We start from the raw sequence: 17,712 nt of genomic DNA on the forward strand, positions 1-17,712 counted from the left end.
CAATGGTGCTAAAAAGTGTGGGCAGCTTCGACCAGTTGCAACGACATTTGCCGGCACATGGCAGCATATAAGGCGACCATGTGATCAACATCGGCTGCTTGGGCGAGCGATTGGGCACAGTGGCCATAGCGACACGGCAAAAAAGTCACGACCGTCGGAATGCCAGCGCCGACTTTATGCGCCTCACCGCCATCGGTACCACCGCCATTAAACATGTCCAGTTGCAATGGCAGGGAAGCCGCAGCTGCGGTCTCTTTGACGAATTGCTGCAGTTGACGATTCGGCGCCAACGTGCGATCAAAGTGCGTAAGGATCGGCCCCTTACCGACCTGACGCTGGTTCACTTCGCTGCGCTCGCGGGGATGTTGAAAAGTCGCGACATCCACAATGAAAGCCAGATCCGGTTGAATTAGTTGGGTGGCGGTTTTGGCACCGCGAATGCCGACTTCTTCGCTGCTAGTCGCGGCAAAATGCAGCGTGAACGGCAACTCTTTATCGGCAAGCTCTGTCAAAAGCCGCGCACCGACATAGCAGCCGAGGCGATCATCTAATGCTTTACCGCCAAAAACGCCTTTCGTAGCATATTCGCTGAATTCGGTCGCAAAGGTGACCATGTCGCCGATGTTAATGCCCAACGCGGATACTTCATCAGCCGAATTGGCACCGACATCGCACAACACTTGATCAAAGGCAGGCAGCGATTCATCGCGAATGACTATTCCCGGTAGCTTTTCTCCGGCAACCGTTGTGACCCGAACGCTTTGCCAGTGGCTAGCAGCAGGTTTAACCCCGCCGACAACCATCAAGCGTAAGAGGCCTTCGGGTGTGATCGTCCGGACCATATAGCCGACTTCATCCATGTGGCCATAAATCATGATTGAAAACTGCGGCTTGGCAGCTCTTTTGGTAAAAATCAGACTACCAAGGCCATCCGTCTGGGTAGCAAAGCCACACGGTGCTAAATAATGGCGTAAAATGTTGCGCACTTCGCCTTCGTTGGCGGCGATTGCGTCGGCATTGCTTAACGCAGCCATTAGTTGTAAATCCATGTTGATTCCGCTCCTTCCAGCGCTGTGCGCAAGATTTGGTGAAATGACGAAAATTCGGTTTGCTGAACTAGTTTGTTGATGGCGTCCGGCTTTTGCATTAAGGCCGCCAGTTGCATGGTTAACGTACGGTGCAAGGGAAGCTGATCCTGTTTCAAGGCGATCAGCCAGACAAGGTGCACCGGCCGGGTTGTGTTGGTGGCGCTGTTTGGCAAAAGAATGACGGCGACTGCATTTTTCTTGGCGTTGAATGACAAGGGATGCGGAATCGCGATGCCATTGTCATAGATGGTCGGCAGAAAATCTTCCCGCTGAAGCACCGAAGCCGCATAGTCCGCCTGCCCGCAGTAATCGGCCATTGTCGCGGTGACGGTGGTCAGCAGGCTGCGATAGTCAGTTGGCGTCGATTGCTGGAAAAATAGCGATGGAACCAACAAATCGGCCAGTGACGCTGTCGCATTGTGGCGAGAGGCGACCGATAATTCGTGACGCAAATGCGCAAAGTCCAGATCCGAAGCAACTTCGTCAATCCGGATCACCGGACAGTCAAACGATTCGTTTAAGGTAGTTACCGTAAACAACAAGTCCGGTGATAGCTCGTGAATCGCAGTTAACTCGTTAAGCCCGAATGTCTGAATCATGGCTTCAGGAAAAATTCGCCGTAAGCGTAAGCACAAAAGCGTCGCAATCCCGCCGCCGGTACCGCACACGACCGCAATTCGGTAGCCGCCGCGGCTCCATTTTTCATGGGCCTGCTCTAGCGGTACCAACAGGTGGGTTGTGAGGTAGCCGATTTCGGTTTTGGGCACATCAATTTGATATTCCTGGCTCAGCCACTGCGCGAATTGGACCGCCCAGTTAAATGCGATCGGGTAATCCCGTGCCAATGGTTCCAGATTCAAGCCCGCCAAACTTTGGTGTTCCTGCAGCCGACCAATCAAGGCCAAGACGTGGAAGTACATGAGTGACAGGAATTCCGGATGCGTGGCGAAGTTCGTTTCGTGGCGCTCATCTAATGCCGTGAAGTAAGCTTGAAGTTTAGCTTTCAGTCGATCATGATCCAGCCGGGTCGTCAGTTGTTTGCGTTTTGCCGCAAAACTGACGATTAAAAATTCCCAGGCTTCCGTCCCCAAACGGATGTCGGTCACCACGTCTGCAAATGGTGCATCGTCAGGCGCAGGTTGTGGTTGCTGACCGGTGACGGCCAACGACCAGCCAATTTCACTGGCAAACTGGGCCGTTACCGGCGGATCCAGTCCTAGTGGTTGCACTTGTTGCGTGAGTGTTGAGTGGCGGGGTGGCAACCCATATTGTTGCAAGGCAAGAATCCGACTTTGCCAGTGGCAGCACACCCGCACCCCATAATGTGCTTTGCGTTCTAAGGTCAGCGGCGTGCCAACAAGTAACTTATCCAGCTCCCGTAAATCACGTTGCAACTGCTTAGGACTGATTTGCTGGGTTTCCGCCAGCGTGGCGACCGTGAGATATTGCGTCGTTGTCAACAAGAGACGTAACAACTCCGGGATTCTTTTAGCAGGCATCTGTGGTTGTGCTTGCTGCTTCATGGCGGCTAAATAATCCGCCAGAAGTTGCGAGTCTGTTACCTGGAGTTGATAACCGCGACCACGTTGAAAGCAAATCTGAAAACCGGTCGCATCACGATTCAATAACCGTAAATCATTTTGCAATGTTCGCCGCGAAACCCCAATCGCCTCGGCCAAAGCCGCTGCGGACATCGCACCGTTTGCCTGTAGTGCTTGAATAATCATGTGTTCACGCAAGTAAGTTCCCCCAATCCGTAAGCGCTTTCAACGATGATGTTATTATGCCGGAAATAAGCGCCTGCCAAAAGCCCCACTTTTGCAGCTTGGCATGGCAAAAATGGCGGGGTTGTGGCAGTCGCTTAGAAAGTGAGCGAAAGTTTTGCTCACTTGTAGACGCTCAGTGCTTTTTAGTTGATTTGTCCTTATATACGTCATATAATCATTTTGACGTATATAAGGACAAAAAGGCGGATGAACATGAATGACATTAAAGGGCTTGACGCGCTGTTGAAAAAGTATCACACCTTTGTCAGTGGTACGGCACGCCGTTATGGTATTTCCTCATCAATGCTTAAAAGTGCTGTCAATATCGGCCGTATCTCGCGTGAAGAGCGTGGCGTTTACGTCGAAGATGGTTATACATGGGATGACTTTGCGGTTCTGTCTCAACGATATACTAAAGGCATCTTCGCGTTGGATACGGCCTTATTTTTGCATGGCCTAACGGATCAGCTCCCTGACCGATTTATCATGGCTTTTCCGCATGGATACCGGAATCCTCGTTTAGCGGAATATGGGGTTGTGCCAATTTATTATGTCTCTGACCGGTATTTTCCAGGGATTACAACTGTCGAAACTCCTAACATGGGAATCGTGCCAGTTTACTCGGTAGAAAGAACAATTCTTGAATTTTGGGAGCGCGCAGATGTAGCGCCATATATGCGCAAAGAAGCCATTAACAATTATATGTATGAATATGGCAACAGTGTTGAGTCGTATCGTAAACTCAAGGAACTTAAGGAACAACTATATCCCAGGAGTGATATTTTTAAGTTGTTGGAGGTTCTTAACTGATGGACCCTTACGCAAATCTGTCCCCTCAGAAGATTGCCAATACATTGGTGAGCATGTTAAATCAAGCTTAATCTGATGAAACTGTGCTAGATTAGTGGACTTTATTGAAAATTAGATTAGATTGAATCAAAAACATTATTTCCAAAGTAAAGACGACCAGCTTCTCACAGAACTGCATGTGCTTGCAGTCCGAGGAAAGTTGGTCGTCTTCGTTTCGATTAAAACATATGATTTTAAGACGGAAACCAGCGTCACCAGCCGTAAGATCATTGCGAAACCAGTCATCAACACTGTATGGCTCTTTAAACCACCGTGCCGTCAGCGTTCAGCTGTGCCATATGAATTAAAGTTTCGGCAATTTTACCCATGGCCTCTGTGGAGACAACCTCATAAGGACCGTGGAAATTAATGCCGCCGTTGAACAGGTTAGGTGTCGGGATACCTTGATAAGTAATTTTTGAACCGTCTGTCCCACCGCGGAACGGAACGGTTTTAGGTGTGAGTCCGGCCGCCTTGATCCCAGCTTCAGCTAAGCGGAGCGGGTAAGGATCCTTGTTGATGATGTCGGCCATGTTGTAGTACTGGTCGTACATGGACACTTTCAAACGTGGGTGGTCAAATTGCGCATTGAGTTCGTCAATAACTTTTTTAAAGTAGGCTTTGCGGGCCTCGAATTGTTGGTGATCGAAGTCGCGAATAATGTAAGTTAGTTGGGCTTCGCTGATTTCGCCATGAAACTTCAAGAGCAAGAAGTAGCCTTCATGACCGGCACTGAATTCCGGACGGTCAAAAGCGGGCAAGGCAGCGTCGAGCTGGCGCCCAAGCGTGTTGGCATTCACCATCAGTCCCTTGGCTTCCCCCGGATGAACTGAGGTGCCTTCAATTGTCACCGTGGCTTGCGCAGCATTGAAGGTTTCATATTCAATTTGCCCCGGATCGCCGTTATCCAGTGTGTAGGCAAAATCAGTCGCAAAACCCTTGGCGTCAAATTTATCGGCGCCGACACCGATCTCCTCGTCCGGTCCAAAACCAAACTTGATGAGGCCATGTTTAATTTCCGGATGAGCCAGCAAATACCGCGCCGTCGCCACTGCACCGGCGATTCCGGCTTTGTCGTCAACACCCAGTAAAGTGGTGCCATCGCCAGTAATAAGTGTTTGACCAAAATACTGCTTCAAAGCCGGAAACTGCTCAACGGTCAACCGCAACCCGTTAGCAAATTCAATCGGGCTGCCATCGTAATGCGGATGAACTTGTGGCTGCACGTTTTCGGCATTGTAATCCGCCGTGTCCAAATGAGCGATGATGCCAAAACTTTTGACCGGCTTGTCGGTGTTAGCCGGCAATGTGGCCGTTACGAAACCGTTTTTTGCATTTAAGCCGACATCCTGTAGCCCTAAGTCTTGCAACTGCTGGACCAGTAACTTGGCCAATTCTGTTTGGCCCGGCGTCGAGGGGGTCGTGTCGCGTCCCGGATAAGAGCGGGTGTTGATTTTTGCATAACGGATAAAGTCTGCCTGTATTTGCGCTAAATCAAGGTCAATCGTCAATGAGAATCCCTGCCTTTTCGATGAGAAAAATATTAACATTACATTGCAATAAGTTTGAATCTGGCTTAGTATTTTGTCAATAGCGCAATTTGAGAATTATTGGAGGGATACATATGTTTAGGTCAAAAAAATGGCTTTTGGCGTTACCATCAGCCGCACTCGTCCTTTTGGCCGCCGGTTGCTCATCAAGCAGTAGCGGTCAAAGTGGGCAATCAAGTACCAATCAAACGCTCAATTGGTCAGAAACATCAGCAATTGTGACGAACGATCCTTCGCAATCAACGGATACCGTTTCTTTTCAGGTCCTAAATAATACTCAAGAAGGGATTTACCGGTTAACCGACAAGGGGCAAAAGCCGCAGTTGGCACTGGCTAAAAAGGTGACGACCAGTAAAGATGGCATGACTTACCACGTCACCTTGCGCAATGCCAAATGGAGCAATGGCGATCCAATTAGGGCGCAGGACTTCGTGTATAGTTGGCAGCGCACCGTCGATCCTAAGACCAAAGCCACCGATGCGTTCTACTTTGCGCCCGTGAAAAATGCCACGGCCATCACCAAAGGCACCAAGCCAGCATCCGATCTGGGCATCAAAGCCACTGACAGCCATCATTTGACCATCACGCTGGAAAATCCGACCGCTTACTTCAAGAAGCTGTTGGCGTTCCCTCTGTATTATCCGCAGAATCAAAAAGTGGTTGAAAAATATGGTAAAAAGTATGGGACTTCCGCAACCACACAGGTATACAGTGGCCTGTTCAAGTTGACGAAGTGGAATGGTACCGGTGATAGCTGGACACTTGCCAAAAACCCGCAGTACTGGGATAAAAAACACGTCAAACTGGCTAAGGTTAATGAAACGGTCATCAAGGATGTCCAAACCGGGATGAACCTTTATCAAACCAAGAAGTTGGATTCAATCGTTTTGACTGGTGAGCAAGCAGCTGCCCATCTTAATGACAAAGATGCGGTTAAGCGATTGTCTTCCAATATGACGCGGGTCGATCTGAATCAAAAACAGGTTCCAGCATTCAAGAATCTCAAAGTGCGCCAAGCTTTTTCCATGATGATTAACCGCACCGCGCTGACCAAGAATGTTTTGAAAGATGGCTCTAAGCCAGCGCTGGGCTTCATTCCAGTCGGGCTGCACACCAATCAAAAAACCGGCGCAGATTTTGCCAAGACAACGCAGGTGAAAAGTGCGGTGGCGTATGACAAAACCAAGGCCAAGAAGTTGTTTGAAGAAGGCATGAAAGAATCGGGCCAGAGTCAGCTGAACTTAACACTGCTAGCCGATGATACGGATGTTTCCAAGCAGGTTGCCGAATACCTACAAGGTGCGTTTGAAAACCTGCCGCATGTCAAAGTGACGATCAAAAGCATTCCGAAGGCACAACGGCTGCAAGCCATGAACGCCGGCAACTATGACATGGTGGTGACGGTGTGGCAGTCGATTTTCGCTGACGCCTACAACTTCCTGGACGTCTGGATCAGCGACTCCAGTTACAATTCATCAGGCTACAAAGATGCCAAGTTGGATCAGTTGCTAAGCGAAACCGAAACCAAGTACGGCAACGATCCGCAAAAGCGCTGGACCATGTTGCAAGACGCCGAAAAGATCTTGATGAAGGATCAAGGCACTTTGCCGCTATATCAAGCTGATAACCTGCAGTTGTTACGGTCAAACGTGAAGGGATTGTCATTCAATCCTAACGGGACACCGTATGACTTCAAGACGGCTTATCTGAAGTGATCATTAAGTGAAAATAAACAGCCCATCATGCTATGCACATAGAAACGGTGCAGCATGATGGGCTGTTTGCATGCTATGAAACCAGCAGCTACATTCTTCGAAAGAAGGTAATGACTTTGGTTTTAGAACTATAGTACGTCACAATCCTAAAGAAAGGAGTAGTTTCTTATCTTGTGAAAGATGCACCTGACTGAATGTTTCAGTTTGTCTTGCCCTGCTGACATTAGTCATTGTGCTGATTGACCGAAATAACACAAAATAGCCGTTCCGCACAGCCAGTGAATTAACGGCTACTTTGTGGCCTTAAATGAGTTGCTGTTAAATATCATTTTAAAAGAGCTGGTGTTGACGCACCGAACTCTTTTGTATGGATATAAAAGCATGCAACTAAAGAAGCATCAATAGTGATATGACGTTCCTGAAGCCGCTTAACAAACGTTTAATAATAACGAATGCTATTCTAAAAAGTGGTTTCTATTCTAATCAGCCTCATGTTACAATAAATTCAGAATGCTACGCGACGGCAGCTACGAACTTCGAAAGAGGGTGATAGCTATGGTTTTAGGACTGTAGTGCATCGCAAATCTGTAGAAAGGAGTAGCATTTTTGTCCGTAAAGGATGCACTTGAGCTGATGCTCCAGTTTGGCAGTTTCATTCTTGCCTTACTGGCATTAGTCATCGTGCTAACCGAACGGGACCGCAAAAAATAGCCGTCACGCCTGGCAAGCGAATTGACGACTATTTTTTGCTAGTCTAATATGAGCTGCCGTTAAATGGCATTCCAAGGGGCTTGGTGTTTACGCACCGAGCCCTTTGTACGTTTTTATTATATCATGCAGATTCCAAATGCGCTACAGCAGTGCTTTAAACTTTTATAAATATTCGACAAGAATCAAATAATAACAATTAGTATTTTAAAAGGCATTAACAACGTCAACTAAGCACATGTTACAATAAATTCAGGATGCTACGCGACGGCAGCTACGAACTTCGAAAGAAGGTGATAGCTATGGTTTTAGTACTGTAGTGCATCGCAAATCTTTGGAAAGGAGCAGTATTGTGCCAGTCAAAGACGCACTTGACTTGATGCTTCAGTTCGGCAGTTTCATTCTTGCCCTACTGGCGTTAGTCATTGTGCTAATTGACAGGAATAACACAAAATAGCCGTCCCGCACAGCTAGCGAGTTGACGGCTATTTTGTAGCTTTAAACGAGCTGCTGTTAAATATCATTCCAGAGAACTTGGTGTTCCCGCACCAAGCTCTTTGTACGTTTTATTATATCATGCAGATTTCGAATCTGCTACGGTAACGTATCAAAAACATACTCACGAGCTTAAAGCTTGCGTGTAAGGATTCATGACTAACTCGACCTGCTCAGGTTCTTCGATGCTAAGACACATCCACGCACGCACGACTTTCCTGTAGCGCTTCCAAATAAAAAGTGATATACTGCCGTTACAATCGAATAGAAACATTTGGGGTGCTGTAAAAGCTGAGATGATACCCATGGAACCTGATGCAGTTAGTACTGTCGCAGGGAAATGTCGTTAAGATCAATCGTTTTTAATGATGCTTATTTGTGATTTCATGGACCCCGCCGATGATTTGGTGACGGGTCCTTTTTTGTTGAGCGCGAACAGGAGCGCTTAGAAATCGGAGTGTAAGTGGCCTTGAAGTCCAAATGGCTGGGCTTTGGCCATTTGGACTTCAAGGTCCTTACACGTAGATTTCTGCGACTGTGAGCGCGTTATAGAACGCGGCAGTTAGACTCCGCATGTGCCCAAAATATAACAAATTCCCCGCGTAAAAATCGCACCATTACGTCTGGGCTTTGGCCATTTAGGCTTGAGGTCCTTACACGCAGATTTCTGCGACTGCGAACGCGTTATAGAGCGCGGACGCCGGTCTTTACCCAATTGCGGTCTGAAGTCCTTACACGCAGACTTCTACACTGGCGATCGCGTTATGGTGAGCCACCGCGCTTTTTGATTTGGCGGGTGAGCCAACATGAGACACAGGTAAGCTTCAAAATGATGAATTGATCGTGCTTGGCCCCCGTTTGTCTTTATTTGAAGAAATGGGGGTTATTTTTATGGATAAATGGTCGTTGCGCGATGTTGTGTTGCTGGCATTTCTGGCCTTTCTGTTTGGTGGTGTCTTTATGGGTGCCGATGCGATTTACGCGTTGTTGGCAGCGGCATTGACGCCAATCGGTTATGCGCCGTTTGCCAACGAAATTCTGTTTGGTATGTGGGTAATGGCAGCACCGATGACCGCCATGTTGCTGAAAAAGAAAGGCAGTTCGATTTTAGGTGAATGTTTGGCGGCGCTGTCGGAGATGCTCTATGGATCCTACTTTGGCCCGGCTGTGTTGCTGTCCGGTTTTGTTCAAGGCTTGGGTAGTGAAGCGGGATTCATCGTGACCCGTTATCGGCGCTATGACACAGTGAGTCTACTTTTGGCCGCAGTTGGGACGACGGTTTTCAGTTTTACCTATGAGTACTTCAAATTGGGGTACGGCGCATACAGTCTGGGTATGATTCTGGCGCTGGTGACAGTTCGCTTGCTGTCGGTTATTTTCTTCGGCGTTGTTTTGGTTCAACTCGTAATGAAACTTTATGAACAAGCCGCTGGTGTCAAGCGACTGGCTGGCAGGTCGTAAATGATGGGAATTGAACTACGAAAATTGCGATTTCAGCGGGATGGCCCATTGTTTGACGGTCTCGATTTCGAATTTACGACGGGCGCAATGACCGTTCTGACCGGCGACAGTGGCAGTGGTAAGTCGACCTTGCTCAACTTGATTGCCGGATTTGCGCCACTGACTTATGAAGGCACGATTTTGGTGGATGGACAGGATAATCGCAACGCGTCTATGCAAACGAAAGCAAGCCGAGTGGGAATGCTGTTTCAGAATCCTGATCAGCAATTTACCATGCGAACCTTACGCGGTGAACTCAACTTTGCTCTGGAAAATCTCGACTTGCCGGCTGATGTGATGGCGAAACAAATCCGGCAGGCGGTGGCGCTAGGTGAAACCGATGACTTTTTGGATCGGGACTTACAGACACTTTCCGGTGGTGAAAAGCAGCGCGCGGCGTTAACGGTTTTGCTGGCGATGGATGCACCGGTTTTGTTGCTAGATGAGCCGTTTGCCAGCATTGATCCGGCTAGTCGGCAGCAACTCATTACCAAGTTGGGTAAATTACGCGATGCGGGGAAAACCATTGTCATTGCCGACCATGACTTAAGCGATTATGCCGGCGTTGCCGATGAACTTGTGTCCTTGAAAAAGGGACAGCTGATCCGCTTGCCATTAGCAACACTCACCACAATTCCGACCCATTTTCATTTAACGCAAACCGATGCGGCCACGACGCCCTTGTTTCATCTTGATCAGGTGGTTTGTGCCCAGAATCGCCGGGTGTTGATTCGCGCGGCTGACTGGCATTTTAATACCGGCATCACGACCCTGACTGGCGCTAATGGCAGCGGTAAGTCGACGTTGTTGCGGGCCATGGTGCAACTGCATCCTTATCAAGGTCGCATGTTTCTCGGTGAACGGCGCTTGTGGCGCAGACAGCGATTGTTCCAGACGATGACGCTGGCGGTGCAAGATGCCACCAAGCAGTTTGTGACGCTGACGCCTGCGGATGAATTAAAGTTCGGTGCCCCGCTCACGGCGGAAGTTCGCGAACGCCAACAAGCGGCCCTCGACTATCTGGGATTGACGGAGAAGCAAACCGGCAGCTTGTATCACTTGAGCGACGGGCAAAAGAAAATGATTCAACTAATTGCCATGTTGAGCCTGGACCGGTCCTTTTTACTGCTAGACGAGCCGTTTAGCGGGCTGGATGAGCGTGCGTGTGCATTTTTCACCGCATGGATTAAGGAAAAAGCAGCTGAGGAAGCCTTCTTGATTGTGACCCATCGGCTTGCTCCGTTGGCCGGTGTGAGTCAACAGCATGTTCGGTTGGCTGATCAACACTTGGCGGTGCTTGGGGAGTGAGAAGATGTTGCCAAAAAAGACCAATGCGCTGAATCTGAGTTTGCTGATACTGCTTTTGACGCTTGAAATATCGTTCAGTCATTCGGTGAAACTTGACTTGGCGTTGATTGGTTTAGCTACTGGTTTTCTGCTGTGGCGGCGTGCATTTAAAAGTCTAGTTGTTTTAGCGTTGCTCCCAATGATACCGGCGGCGAGCACATACTGGGCGATCACCTTACACGGTACGGATACGTCCTACGCGTTGTTACTGTTTGTGCGGACTTATGCCTTCGCCGCGCTGGGCTTGGTGTTTCTGATCGGTGTCGATCTAGAGGCGTTGCTGCTGTGGCTGGAACAACATAAGCTGTCGCCTAATTTTGTCTACGGCTTGCTGGTTGTCATTCATGCCTTGCCGCAAATCATGCATGAGGTTGCAGCGATTCGCGAAGCCAGTCTATTGCGCGGGCAAAAGCTGCATCCGTGGTCACCCATGATTTACGTCAAAGTGATTTTTGTCGCCATGTCGTGGCAAGACGAGTACGTCAAAGCCATGTACGCCCATGGTTATACAGAAGGCGCCAAACGAAACGTGCGCCGCGCGATCATTAGCTCACGCCGCGGCTTGGTTGCGGCAGCGGCACTATTTCTGCTTTTGAATGTGTTGGTTCGATAGCTGTTGTCATGGCCATGAGGCGAAAAACCTGTGATACGGACGAGAACATTGATTAACGAGAGGATGAAAAATGAAATTTTCAGAACTTGCACGGCAACAGGTCGTGCCTTATTGGGAAGGGAGTCTGTCGCATCCGTTTCTGACTGAGTTACAGGATGGAACGCTTGATTCGACGATTTTCCGGTTTTACCTGATTCAGGATGCGTATTATTTGAAACACTTTAGCCATCTGTACGCATTGATTGCCAAGCAGGCGCAAGAGCCTGAATTGAAAACTTACGCGGAACAGTCTGCGGCTGGCTTGGCGGCAGGCGAGTTGGCTGTACGGCAGGATTTTTTTGAAACCTTGGCGATTACTGATGACGAAGTAGCGGCGACGGCGATTGCCCCGACAGCGTACCATTACGTTTCGCACATGTACCGCCAGTTAGTCGAAGGCACGCCGCATGTTGCGATTGCGGGGATGCTGCCGTGTCCATGGCTTTATCAGGAAGTCGGGCAATATTTGGCGCAGCGCCAGTCACCAGTGCCGATTTACCAGCGCTGGATCGAAACCTATAGCAGCGATGAAAATGCTGATGACCAGCAGGCAGCAGTCGCACTGGTTGATCGGCTTTACGAGCACAGCACACCAGCCGAACAACAACAGATGATTGCCGCTTTTAAGATCAGTTCACAGATGGAATACAGTTTTTGGGAGATGGCCTATCGCTTGGAAGCATGGCCAAAAGGGAGGATCGCCGATGGGGCAAAACCGCGTTAAACGGCTGGCCATGTTAGCCATGATGATTGCATTGGATGTTGTGTTGTCGCCGTTGTTTCGGATTGAAGGGATGGCGCCGATGTCAAGCGTGGTCAACGTGGTCGCTGCCGTTGTGATGGGACCGCTATACGCCACGGTGATGGCCTTTGCCTGCGCCATTTTACGGATGACGCTACTGGGCATTCCGCCACTCGCCTTAACCGGTGCGGTTTTCGGAGCATTTTTAGCCGGCATCGGTTATCGCTTGGGCCGGAAAAATTGGTGGGCCGCTGCTGGCGAGATTCTGGGCACCGGTTTGATCGGTTCGCTGCTGTCGTATCCGGTGATGGTTTGGTTCACCGGCAGCAGTCAGTCCCTTTACTGGTTTGTATACACGCCACGGTTCTTCGGCGGATCCATTTCCGGCTCGCTCATCGCACTATTTGTTTTATATGAGTTAGATCACAACGGCATCACGCGCCGATTGCAAAAAATTTTTTGAGTGTGAGCCGGCGCGAGTGAGCGCATTATCGTCAACCAAAATAGGAGGAGCAAAACCCATGACACAATCAATTACCGAAGTATTCGCAGATGCATTTAAAACCACTTTTCCCTTGAAGTCGTCGCCGCTGGTAGACTGCATCACCAATCCCGTGACGATCGAATCGATGGCCAATGCGCTTTTATATATCGATGCCAAGCCGGTGATGGCTGATCTCCCGGAAGAGTTCCCGAAACTTTTCACCCAAATTGACGCACTATTGCTGAATTTAGGCCACATTTCGCCTGAACGTAAAGATAGTCTGTTGGCGGCGGGACGTTATGCTGCAGAAACGCATAAGCCGGCTGTGGTGGATCTTGTCGGGGTGGCAGCAACGCAATTGCGCTACGACATCGGCCAGCAGCTATTGCAAAATCACCCGAACGTGGTCAAAGGCAACATTTCCGAGATGCGCCGTTTTGCCGGGTTGAAAAGTACCGGCCGCGGCGTTGATGGCAGTCAGCTGGATCAAAGTGCGACGGCGCTTGCCGAATTAACGAAGGCCTTGCAGGAACTGACCGAGCGATTCCCGAACACGACATTTTTGGCAACGGGGGAGACGGATTTAGTTGTCAGTGCAAAAGGTCAATGGCGCTTGGAAAATGGGGTGCCACAACTCGATCGGTTTACCGGTACCGGCGATATTGTTGGCGCCTTGACTGCAGCCTTGCTGAGCATCGGCCTGTCGAACGATGAGGCGGTTGTTTTAACTGTGAGCTATTTCAACTGCTGCGCTGAGGTGGCCGCGGCCCAAAATACGGCAGGCGGCATCGCTTCATTCCGGGAGAAGACGTTGGATCAATTGTCGTTGTTGGCTGATCAAGCAGATTGGGTGCAAATGGTGAAAGGAGAAGCTTTATGAAACCAGAAGACCTGAAGCTTTATTTAGTGACACACCGCTATGACGAGTCGCAGGCAGCGTTTTTAGCCAAGATTACCGCGGCGTGTGAAAATGGCGTCACCATGGTTCAGCTGCGGGAGAAGCAGTTGAAAACCCGTGATTATTACGCGTTGGCCGAGAAAGTTAAGACGATCACTGACCACTACCACATTCCGCTGATGATTGATGATCGCGTGGACATTGCCTTGGCGGTTGATGCAGCAGGGGTACACATTGGCGATGACGAATTGCCGGTGGCAGTGACCCGCAAGCTGATCGGACCGGATAAAATTCTGGGAGTTTCGACCAAGACGCTGGCCACGGCCACGGCTGCTGCGGCGGCAGGCGCGGATTATCTCGGTGTCGGGGCGATTTTCCCAACGCCAACCAAGCCGGACTCGCCGGTACTTAGCATCGAGACGCTCAAGACCATCACGGCATCCGTGCCGATTCCGGTAGTAGCGATTGGCGGCATTAAAGAAAGTAACCTCGACACTTTCAAAAACACAGGCATTGCCGGCGTGGCGATTGTCAGTGAAATTATGCAGGCATCGGACACGGCCCAGAAAGTTCGCGCAATCAACCAGAAATTGAAAGAGGTGTTGTGACATGGGTAGCGTCAATCGCACCCCTCAAGTCGTGACCATTGCCGGGTCGGACTCCGGCGGCGGTGCCGGCATGCAGGCCGATCTGAAGACGTTTCAGGCCCGCCATGTCTTTGGGATGAACATTGTGGTGGCACTCACGGCGCAAAATACGTACGGCGTTCAGGCTAGCTTGCCGATTCCTACTTACTTTATTGATGCGCAGTTTCAGTCATTAGCTGCTGATTTTGCCATCAAGGCCGCCAAAACGGGGATGTTGGCTGATAGTGAACACGTGGAGGCGGTCGTTCGCAATCTGCAGCAAGTCGACTTCGGACCGCTAATCGTCGATCCCGTCATGGTTGCCAAGGGTGGGGCGACGCTGCTTGAACCGGAGGCCGTTGCAACGATCAAAAGTAAGCTACTACCACTAGCCGATGTGGTGACGCCTAATTTGCCGGAAGCTGAGATCATCGTGGGGAAACCGATTAAAACGAATGCCGACACGGTCGCAGCGGCGCAGACCATTCAGCAGCTCGGCGTCAAAAATGTCATCATCAAAGGTGGCCATCGCAGCGAAGATGAGCAGGCGGCCGACTATATTTTGCTTGAGGATGGCAGCAGTTTTTGGCTGAGCGCGCCACGAATCGCCACAGCCAATACCCACGGCACCGGCGATACATTCTCGGCATGCATTGCCGCGGAATTAGCCAAGGGTCAGCCATTAAAAAGTGCTATCGTAACGGCTAAAGCCTTCCTTCAAGGCGCCATCAGCCAAGGCATTTTCGTCGGCCATGGCCACGGACCGACCAATCACTGGGCGAAGTTAAGCGATAAAGTGCGCATGAGTGAGACTAGGTAATTTTTAGTATCAACGATGAACCATCATCCAGGAAGATAAGGGTGATGGTTCATTTTTTATGTCGTCAAAATTTTTGGTATAGGGAAAAAGTTTCACACACATGACTTAAAAATCACGAACTTTGGACGTTGGCTGTTATGTAACAGTTTGTGCTTACTAACGAGACACTGGGTTAATTAAGATGATTAAACTGGCTATTTTGCACCGCTAACGACATGGATACACTTTTAACTTTCAGGTGTAGCAGAAGAACACGTCAATAAAGTTAACCATGATCACATTCTCCTATTTTGTTTCATAAAAATCGAATTCTTTTAATTGACAGCGCTTCCATAATCGCGTTAAGCTTGATTCGCAAAGTTAAGTAAAACGTTTTACCCAAAGATGCAGGCAGGGTCGTGGATGTTATGAAGAAAAAAGTCTCAATTACTGATGTCGCCAAAGAAACCGGGCTTTCGGTGACAACTGTTTCGCAAATTTTGAATGGCAAAGGTGCGCGGTTCAGCGAAGCGTCACGAAAACGGGTACTGGCAGCTAAGGAGGCACTGGGCTATGAACCGGATTTATTTGCTCGTGGTTTGGTCGGCAAGCGCGGCAACTCAATTGGCGTGGTAATCCCGGACATGATGAACCCCTTCTTCGCCAGCTTTGTGGTCAGTGTTGAAAAGGCGGCAATCCCACGTGGCTTGTTCCCACAGATCTTTTCCATCAACGGGTTTCATGAAAATGTTGACTATTTTATTCGTCAGTTTCTTGGCGGGACGCAGCGGGGATTGATTTTGGCCGCACCAGAGGCTTCGCAGGAAATTGTTCAAAAAGTGGGCCATCAACTCAGCCTGCCGATGGTGTTTACGGATCAGGCGACCACGTTGATGACCGGCGATAGCATTCGAATTGACGAGCGCCATGCAGGTTTTTTGGTTGCGGATCATTTGCTGCAGCTGGGGCATCGGCGGATTGCACTGGTGTTGCCAGAACTGCTGACCATCAACTTGCAGGATCGCCTCGCCGGATACCAGCAAGCCTTTGCGACCCATGGCGTTACTTTTGATCAAGCGCTGGTTTTCCGTAGCAGCTTCGATCCAGAAGGCGGACGGCAGGCAGTCGCGCAAATTGTCAAATCCGACGCCACGGCAATTATTGCGATTAATGATGATGTTGCCAGTGGTGTTTACCGCGGTTTGTACGAGCAGCACAAACGGATTCCGGAAGATTACGCGGTTGTCGGATTCGATGATGTCACGCAAGCTCGGTTCATGACCCCAGGCTTAACCACCCTGGCGCAACCGGTTGACCAACTTGGCCAGCAAGCAGTTGAGCTGCTGGTGGCGCAGATGAGTGGCGAACATAATACGCGCAATGCCGTTGAACTGCCGGTGAAGCTGGTAAAGCGCGGATCGACGCGCTATGTTACACTTTAGAGAAATTTTGGAGGAAGAAAAACGATGCCTAATCATGTTGTTGTTATCGGCAGTATCAATGTCGATGCTATTTTGCACATTCAGCGGCTGCCAAAGCCTGGCGAAACTATGGAAATGGACGCCTTTTCGCAGGCGGCCGGGGGGAAAGGAGCTAATCAGGCCGTTGCGGCGGCGCGATCTGGCGCCAAAACCAGCTTCATCGGTCGGGTCGGCGATGATGCCAATGCGGCCTTTATGCGTGGTGAATTGGTTAAAAATAAAATCGACACGCAATACGTGAGTACAACGAGCGGCGAGCAAACCGGACAAGCTTATATTTTGCTGCAAGCGTCCGGACAAAATTCCATTATCATTCAGCATGGGGCTAATTTTGATCTGACGCCAAACGATGTGCAAAAAGCGGCAACCTTTATTCAAACCGCCGATTTTGTGGTGGCCGAGTTGGAGACCCCGGTAGACGCAACGACGGAAGCCTTTAAGATCGCTAAAGCAGCCGGGAAGGTGACCATTTTAAATCCAGCGCCGGCGCAAAAAGACTTACCGCTAACACTGCTGAAAAATGTGGATCTCATCACACCGAATGAAACCGAAAGTGAATTGATCACGGGCATCCCGGTGACAGACGAAACCAGCATGCGAGCCTCGGCGACGTATTATCACGAATTGGGCATTCGCGGCGTGATCATCACGTTGGGCTCGAAAGGGTCGTTCATTTCGCTTGATGGTCAAGCAACCATTGTGCCAGCCTTTAAGGTGAAGGCAGTTGATACCACGGCGGCAGGTGACACGTTTATCGGCGCTTTGGCCAGCGTCCTGCAGATCGATCTCAAAAATATTGTCGAAGCCGCCACCTATGCCAGTATGGCCAGTTCCTTTACGGTTCAGAAGTTGGGGGCGTTCCCATCGATTCCGCTGGGGGATGATGTTAAGGCGGCATTGAACGAGCATAAATAATTTATTAAGGGCAAATCATGGAACGAGAAAAATCGCGCCGATCTCTCAATAGTGGAGAAATCGGCGCGATTTTTAAGTGGGTGAAACAGACATTCAA

Annotated in this window: 17 protein-coding genes and 1 riboswitch; of the genes, 14 read left to right on the plus strand and 3 right to left on the minus strand. The window is 49.7% G+C overall.

What is annotated here, in order from left to right:
* Nucleotides 1-8 precede the first annotated feature (8 nt).
* Together LHUE1_RS06990 and LHUE1_RS06995 are read right to left on the minus strand one after the other, a co-directional pair.
* Nucleotides 9-1,049 (minus strand): M20/M25/M40 family metallo-hydrolase, encoded by a 1,041-nt coding sequence (locus LHUE1_RS06990; RefSeq protein ID WP_277848196.1) that lies wholly within the window; start codon nucleotides 1,047-1,049, stop codon nucleotides 9-11.
* Nucleotides 1,034-2,827: a BglG family transcription antiterminator gene (locus tag LHUE1_RS06995; protein ID WP_049170523.1), complete on the minus strand. Its 1,794-nt coding sequence runs from the start codon at nucleotides 2,825-2,827 to the stop codon at nucleotides 1,034-1,036. The genes LHUE1_RS06990 and LHUE1_RS06995 overlap by 16 nt, the downstream gene beginning before the upstream one ends.
* 240 nt (nucleotides 2,828-3,067) lie before the next feature.
* Here LHUE1_RS06995 and LHUE1_RS07000 point away from each other — a divergent pair, with 240 nt between their 5' ends.
* Nucleotides 3,068-3,664, plus strand: a complete 597-nt coding sequence (locus tag LHUE1_RS07000) for a type IV toxin-antitoxin system AbiEi family antitoxin domain-containing protein (protein ID WP_049170525.1) — start codon at nucleotides 3,068-3,070, stop codon at nucleotides 3,662-3,664.
* 302 nt (nucleotides 3,665-3,966) lie between these two features.
* Here the strand turns inward: LHUE1_RS07000 and pepT are convergent, their stop codons facing one another.
* A complete protein-coding gene (gene pepT, locus LHUE1_RS07005; RefSeq protein WP_049170529.1) occupies nucleotides 3,967-5,214 on the minus strand; it encodes a peptidase T in 1,248 nt (415 codons plus the stop codon).
* A gap of 113 nt (nucleotides 5,215-5,327) precedes the next feature.
* Here pepT and LHUE1_RS07010 point away from each other — a divergent pair, with 113 nt between their 5' ends.
* The 13 genes from LHUE1_RS07010 (at nucleotide 5,328) to rbsK (ending at nucleotide 17,615) form a co-directional block, all read left to right on the plus strand.
* Entirely contained in the window at nucleotides 5,328-6,968 is a 1,641-nt protein-coding gene (locus tag LHUE1_RS07010; RefSeq protein WP_277848197.1) for a peptide ABC transporter substrate-binding protein, read from the plus strand.
* 606 nt (nucleotides 6,969-7,574) lie between these two features.
* Complete coding sequence (locus LHUE1_RS07015; protein ID WP_049170534.1) at nucleotides 7,575-7,679, plus strand: putative holin-like toxin; 105 nt, start codon at nucleotides 7,575-7,577, stop codon at nucleotides 7,677-7,679.
* Nucleotides 7,680-8,028: 349 nt separating this feature from the next.
* Nucleotides 8,029-8,133, plus strand: a complete 105-nt coding sequence (locus LHUE1_RS14360; RefSeq protein WP_049170536.1) for a putative holin-like toxin — start codon at nucleotides 8,029-8,031, stop codon at nucleotides 8,131-8,133.
* Nucleotides 8,134-8,436: 303 nt separating this feature from the next.
* Nucleotides 8,437-8,527: riboswitch (TPP riboswitch) on the plus strand.
* Nucleotides 8,528-9,062: 535 nt separating this feature from the next.
* A complete protein-coding gene (locus tag LHUE1_RS07020) occupies nucleotides 9,063-9,632 on the plus strand; it encodes an ECF transporter S component (RefSeq protein ID WP_049170539.1) in 570 nt (189 codons plus the stop codon).
* Nucleotides 9,633-9,635: 3 nt separating this feature from the next.
* Entirely contained in the window at nucleotides 9,636-10,979 is a 1,344-nt protein-coding gene (locus LHUE1_RS07025; protein ID WP_049170781.1) for an ABC transporter ATP-binding protein, read from the plus strand.
* 4 nt (nucleotides 10,980-10,983) lie between these two features.
* Nucleotides 10,984-11,631: an energy-coupling factor transporter transmembrane component T gene (locus LHUE1_RS07030; protein WP_049170542.1), complete on the plus strand. Its 648-nt coding sequence runs from the start codon at nucleotides 10,984-10,986 to the stop codon at nucleotides 11,629-11,631.
* A gap of 70 nt (nucleotides 11,632-11,701) precedes the next feature.
* Nucleotides 11,702-12,394 carry a thiaminase II gene (tenA, locus tag LHUE1_RS07035; RefSeq protein WP_049170544.1) on the plus strand — a complete coding sequence of 231 codons (693 nt, stop codon included), beginning with the start codon at nucleotides 11,702-11,704 and terminating at the stop codon, nucleotides 12,392-12,394.
* The gene (thiW, locus tag LHUE1_RS07040) at nucleotides 12,375-12,875 is read left to right on the plus strand and encodes an energy coupling factor transporter S component ThiW (RefSeq protein WP_049170546.1); all 501 of its coding nucleotides are present in this window, start codon (nucleotides 12,375-12,377) and stop codon (nucleotides 12,873-12,875) included. The genes tenA and thiW overlap by 20 nt, the downstream gene beginning before the upstream one ends.
* Nucleotides 12,876-12,933: 58 nt before the next feature.
* On the plus strand, nucleotides 12,934-13,776 hold the full coding sequence (locus tag LHUE1_RS07045) for a hydroxyethylthiazole kinase (protein ID WP_049170548.1): 843 nt from the start codon (nucleotides 12,934-12,936) through the stop codon (nucleotides 13,774-13,776).
* On the plus strand, nucleotides 13,773-14,402 hold the full coding sequence (gene thiE / locus LHUE1_RS07050) for a thiamine phosphate synthase (protein WP_277848198.1): 630 nt from the start codon (nucleotides 13,773-13,775) through the stop codon (nucleotides 14,400-14,402). The genes LHUE1_RS07045 and thiE overlap by 4 nt, the downstream gene beginning before the upstream one ends.
* Nucleotide 14,403: 1 nt before the next feature.
* Entirely contained in the window at nucleotides 14,404-15,240 is an 837-nt protein-coding gene (gene thiD, locus LHUE1_RS07055) for a bifunctional hydroxymethylpyrimidine kinase/phosphomethylpyrimidine kinase (protein WP_049170553.1), read from the plus strand.
* Between the two features lie 407 nt (nucleotides 15,241-15,647).
* Nucleotides 15,648-16,661, plus strand: a complete 1,014-nt coding sequence (gene rbsR / locus LHUE1_RS07060) for a ribose utilization transcriptional repressor RbsR (RefSeq protein WP_049170782.1) — start codon at nucleotides 15,648-15,650, stop codon at nucleotides 16,659-16,661.
* Between the two features lie 24 nt (nucleotides 16,662-16,685).
* A complete protein-coding gene (gene rbsK, locus LHUE1_RS07065) occupies nucleotides 16,686-17,615 on the plus strand; it encodes a ribokinase (RefSeq protein ID WP_049170555.1) in 930 nt (309 codons plus the stop codon).
* The last annotated feature ends 97 nt before the right edge of the window (nucleotides 17,616-17,712 follow it).

The organism is Lacticaseibacillus huelsenbergensis, assembly GCF_029726355.1.
Classification (GTDB): Bacteria; Bacillota; Bacilli; order Lactobacillales; family Lactobacillaceae; genus Lacticaseibacillus; species Lacticaseibacillus casei.

Coding starts and splice junctions, on each gene's coding strand:
- LHUE1_RS06990 (WP_277848196.1), bottom strand. CDS start 1,049: ATGGATTTACAACTAATGGCTGCGTTAAGCAATGCCGACGCAATCGCC.
- LHUE1_RS07000 (WP_049170525.1), top strand. CDS start 3,068: ATGAATGACATTAAAGGGCTTGACGCGCTGTTGAAAAAGTATCACACC.
- LHUE1_RS07010 (WP_277848197.1), top strand. CDS start 5,328: ATGTTTAGGTCAAAAAAATGGCTTTTGGCGTTACCATCAGCCGCACTC.
- LHUE1_RS07020 (WP_049170539.1), top strand. CDS start 9,063: ATGGATAAATGGTCGTTGCGCGATGTTGTGTTGCTGGCATTTCTGGCC.
- LHUE1_RS07025 (WP_049170781.1), top strand. CDS start 9,636: ATGGGAATTGAACTACGAAAATTGCGATTTCAGCGGGATGGCCCATTG.
- LHUE1_RS07030 (WP_049170542.1), top strand. CDS start 10,984: ATGTTGCCAAAAAAGACCAATGCGCTGAATCTGAGTTTGCTGATACTG.
- tenA (WP_049170544.1), top strand. CDS start 11,702: ATGAAATTTTCAGAACTTGCACGGCAACAGGTCGTGCCTTATTGGGAA.
- thiW (WP_049170546.1), top strand. CDS start 12,375: ATGGGGCAAAACCGCGTTAAACGGCTGGCCATGTTAGCCATGATGATT.
- LHUE1_RS07045 (WP_049170548.1), top strand. CDS start 12,934: ATGACACAATCAATTACCGAAGTATTCGCAGATGCATTTAAAACCACT.
- thiE (WP_277848198.1), top strand. CDS start 13,773: ATGAAACCAGAAGACCTGAAGCTTTATTTAGTGACACACCGCTATGAC.
- thiD (WP_049170553.1), top strand. CDS start 14,404: ATGGGTAGCGTCAATCGCACCCCTCAAGTCGTGACCATTGCCGGGTCG.
- rbsR (WP_049170782.1), top strand. CDS start 15,648: ATGAAGAAAAAAGTCTCAATTACTGATGTCGCCAAAGAAACCGGGCTT.
- rbsK (WP_049170555.1), top strand. CDS start 16,686: ATGCCTAATCATGTTGTTGTTATCGGCAGTATCAATGTCGATGCTATT.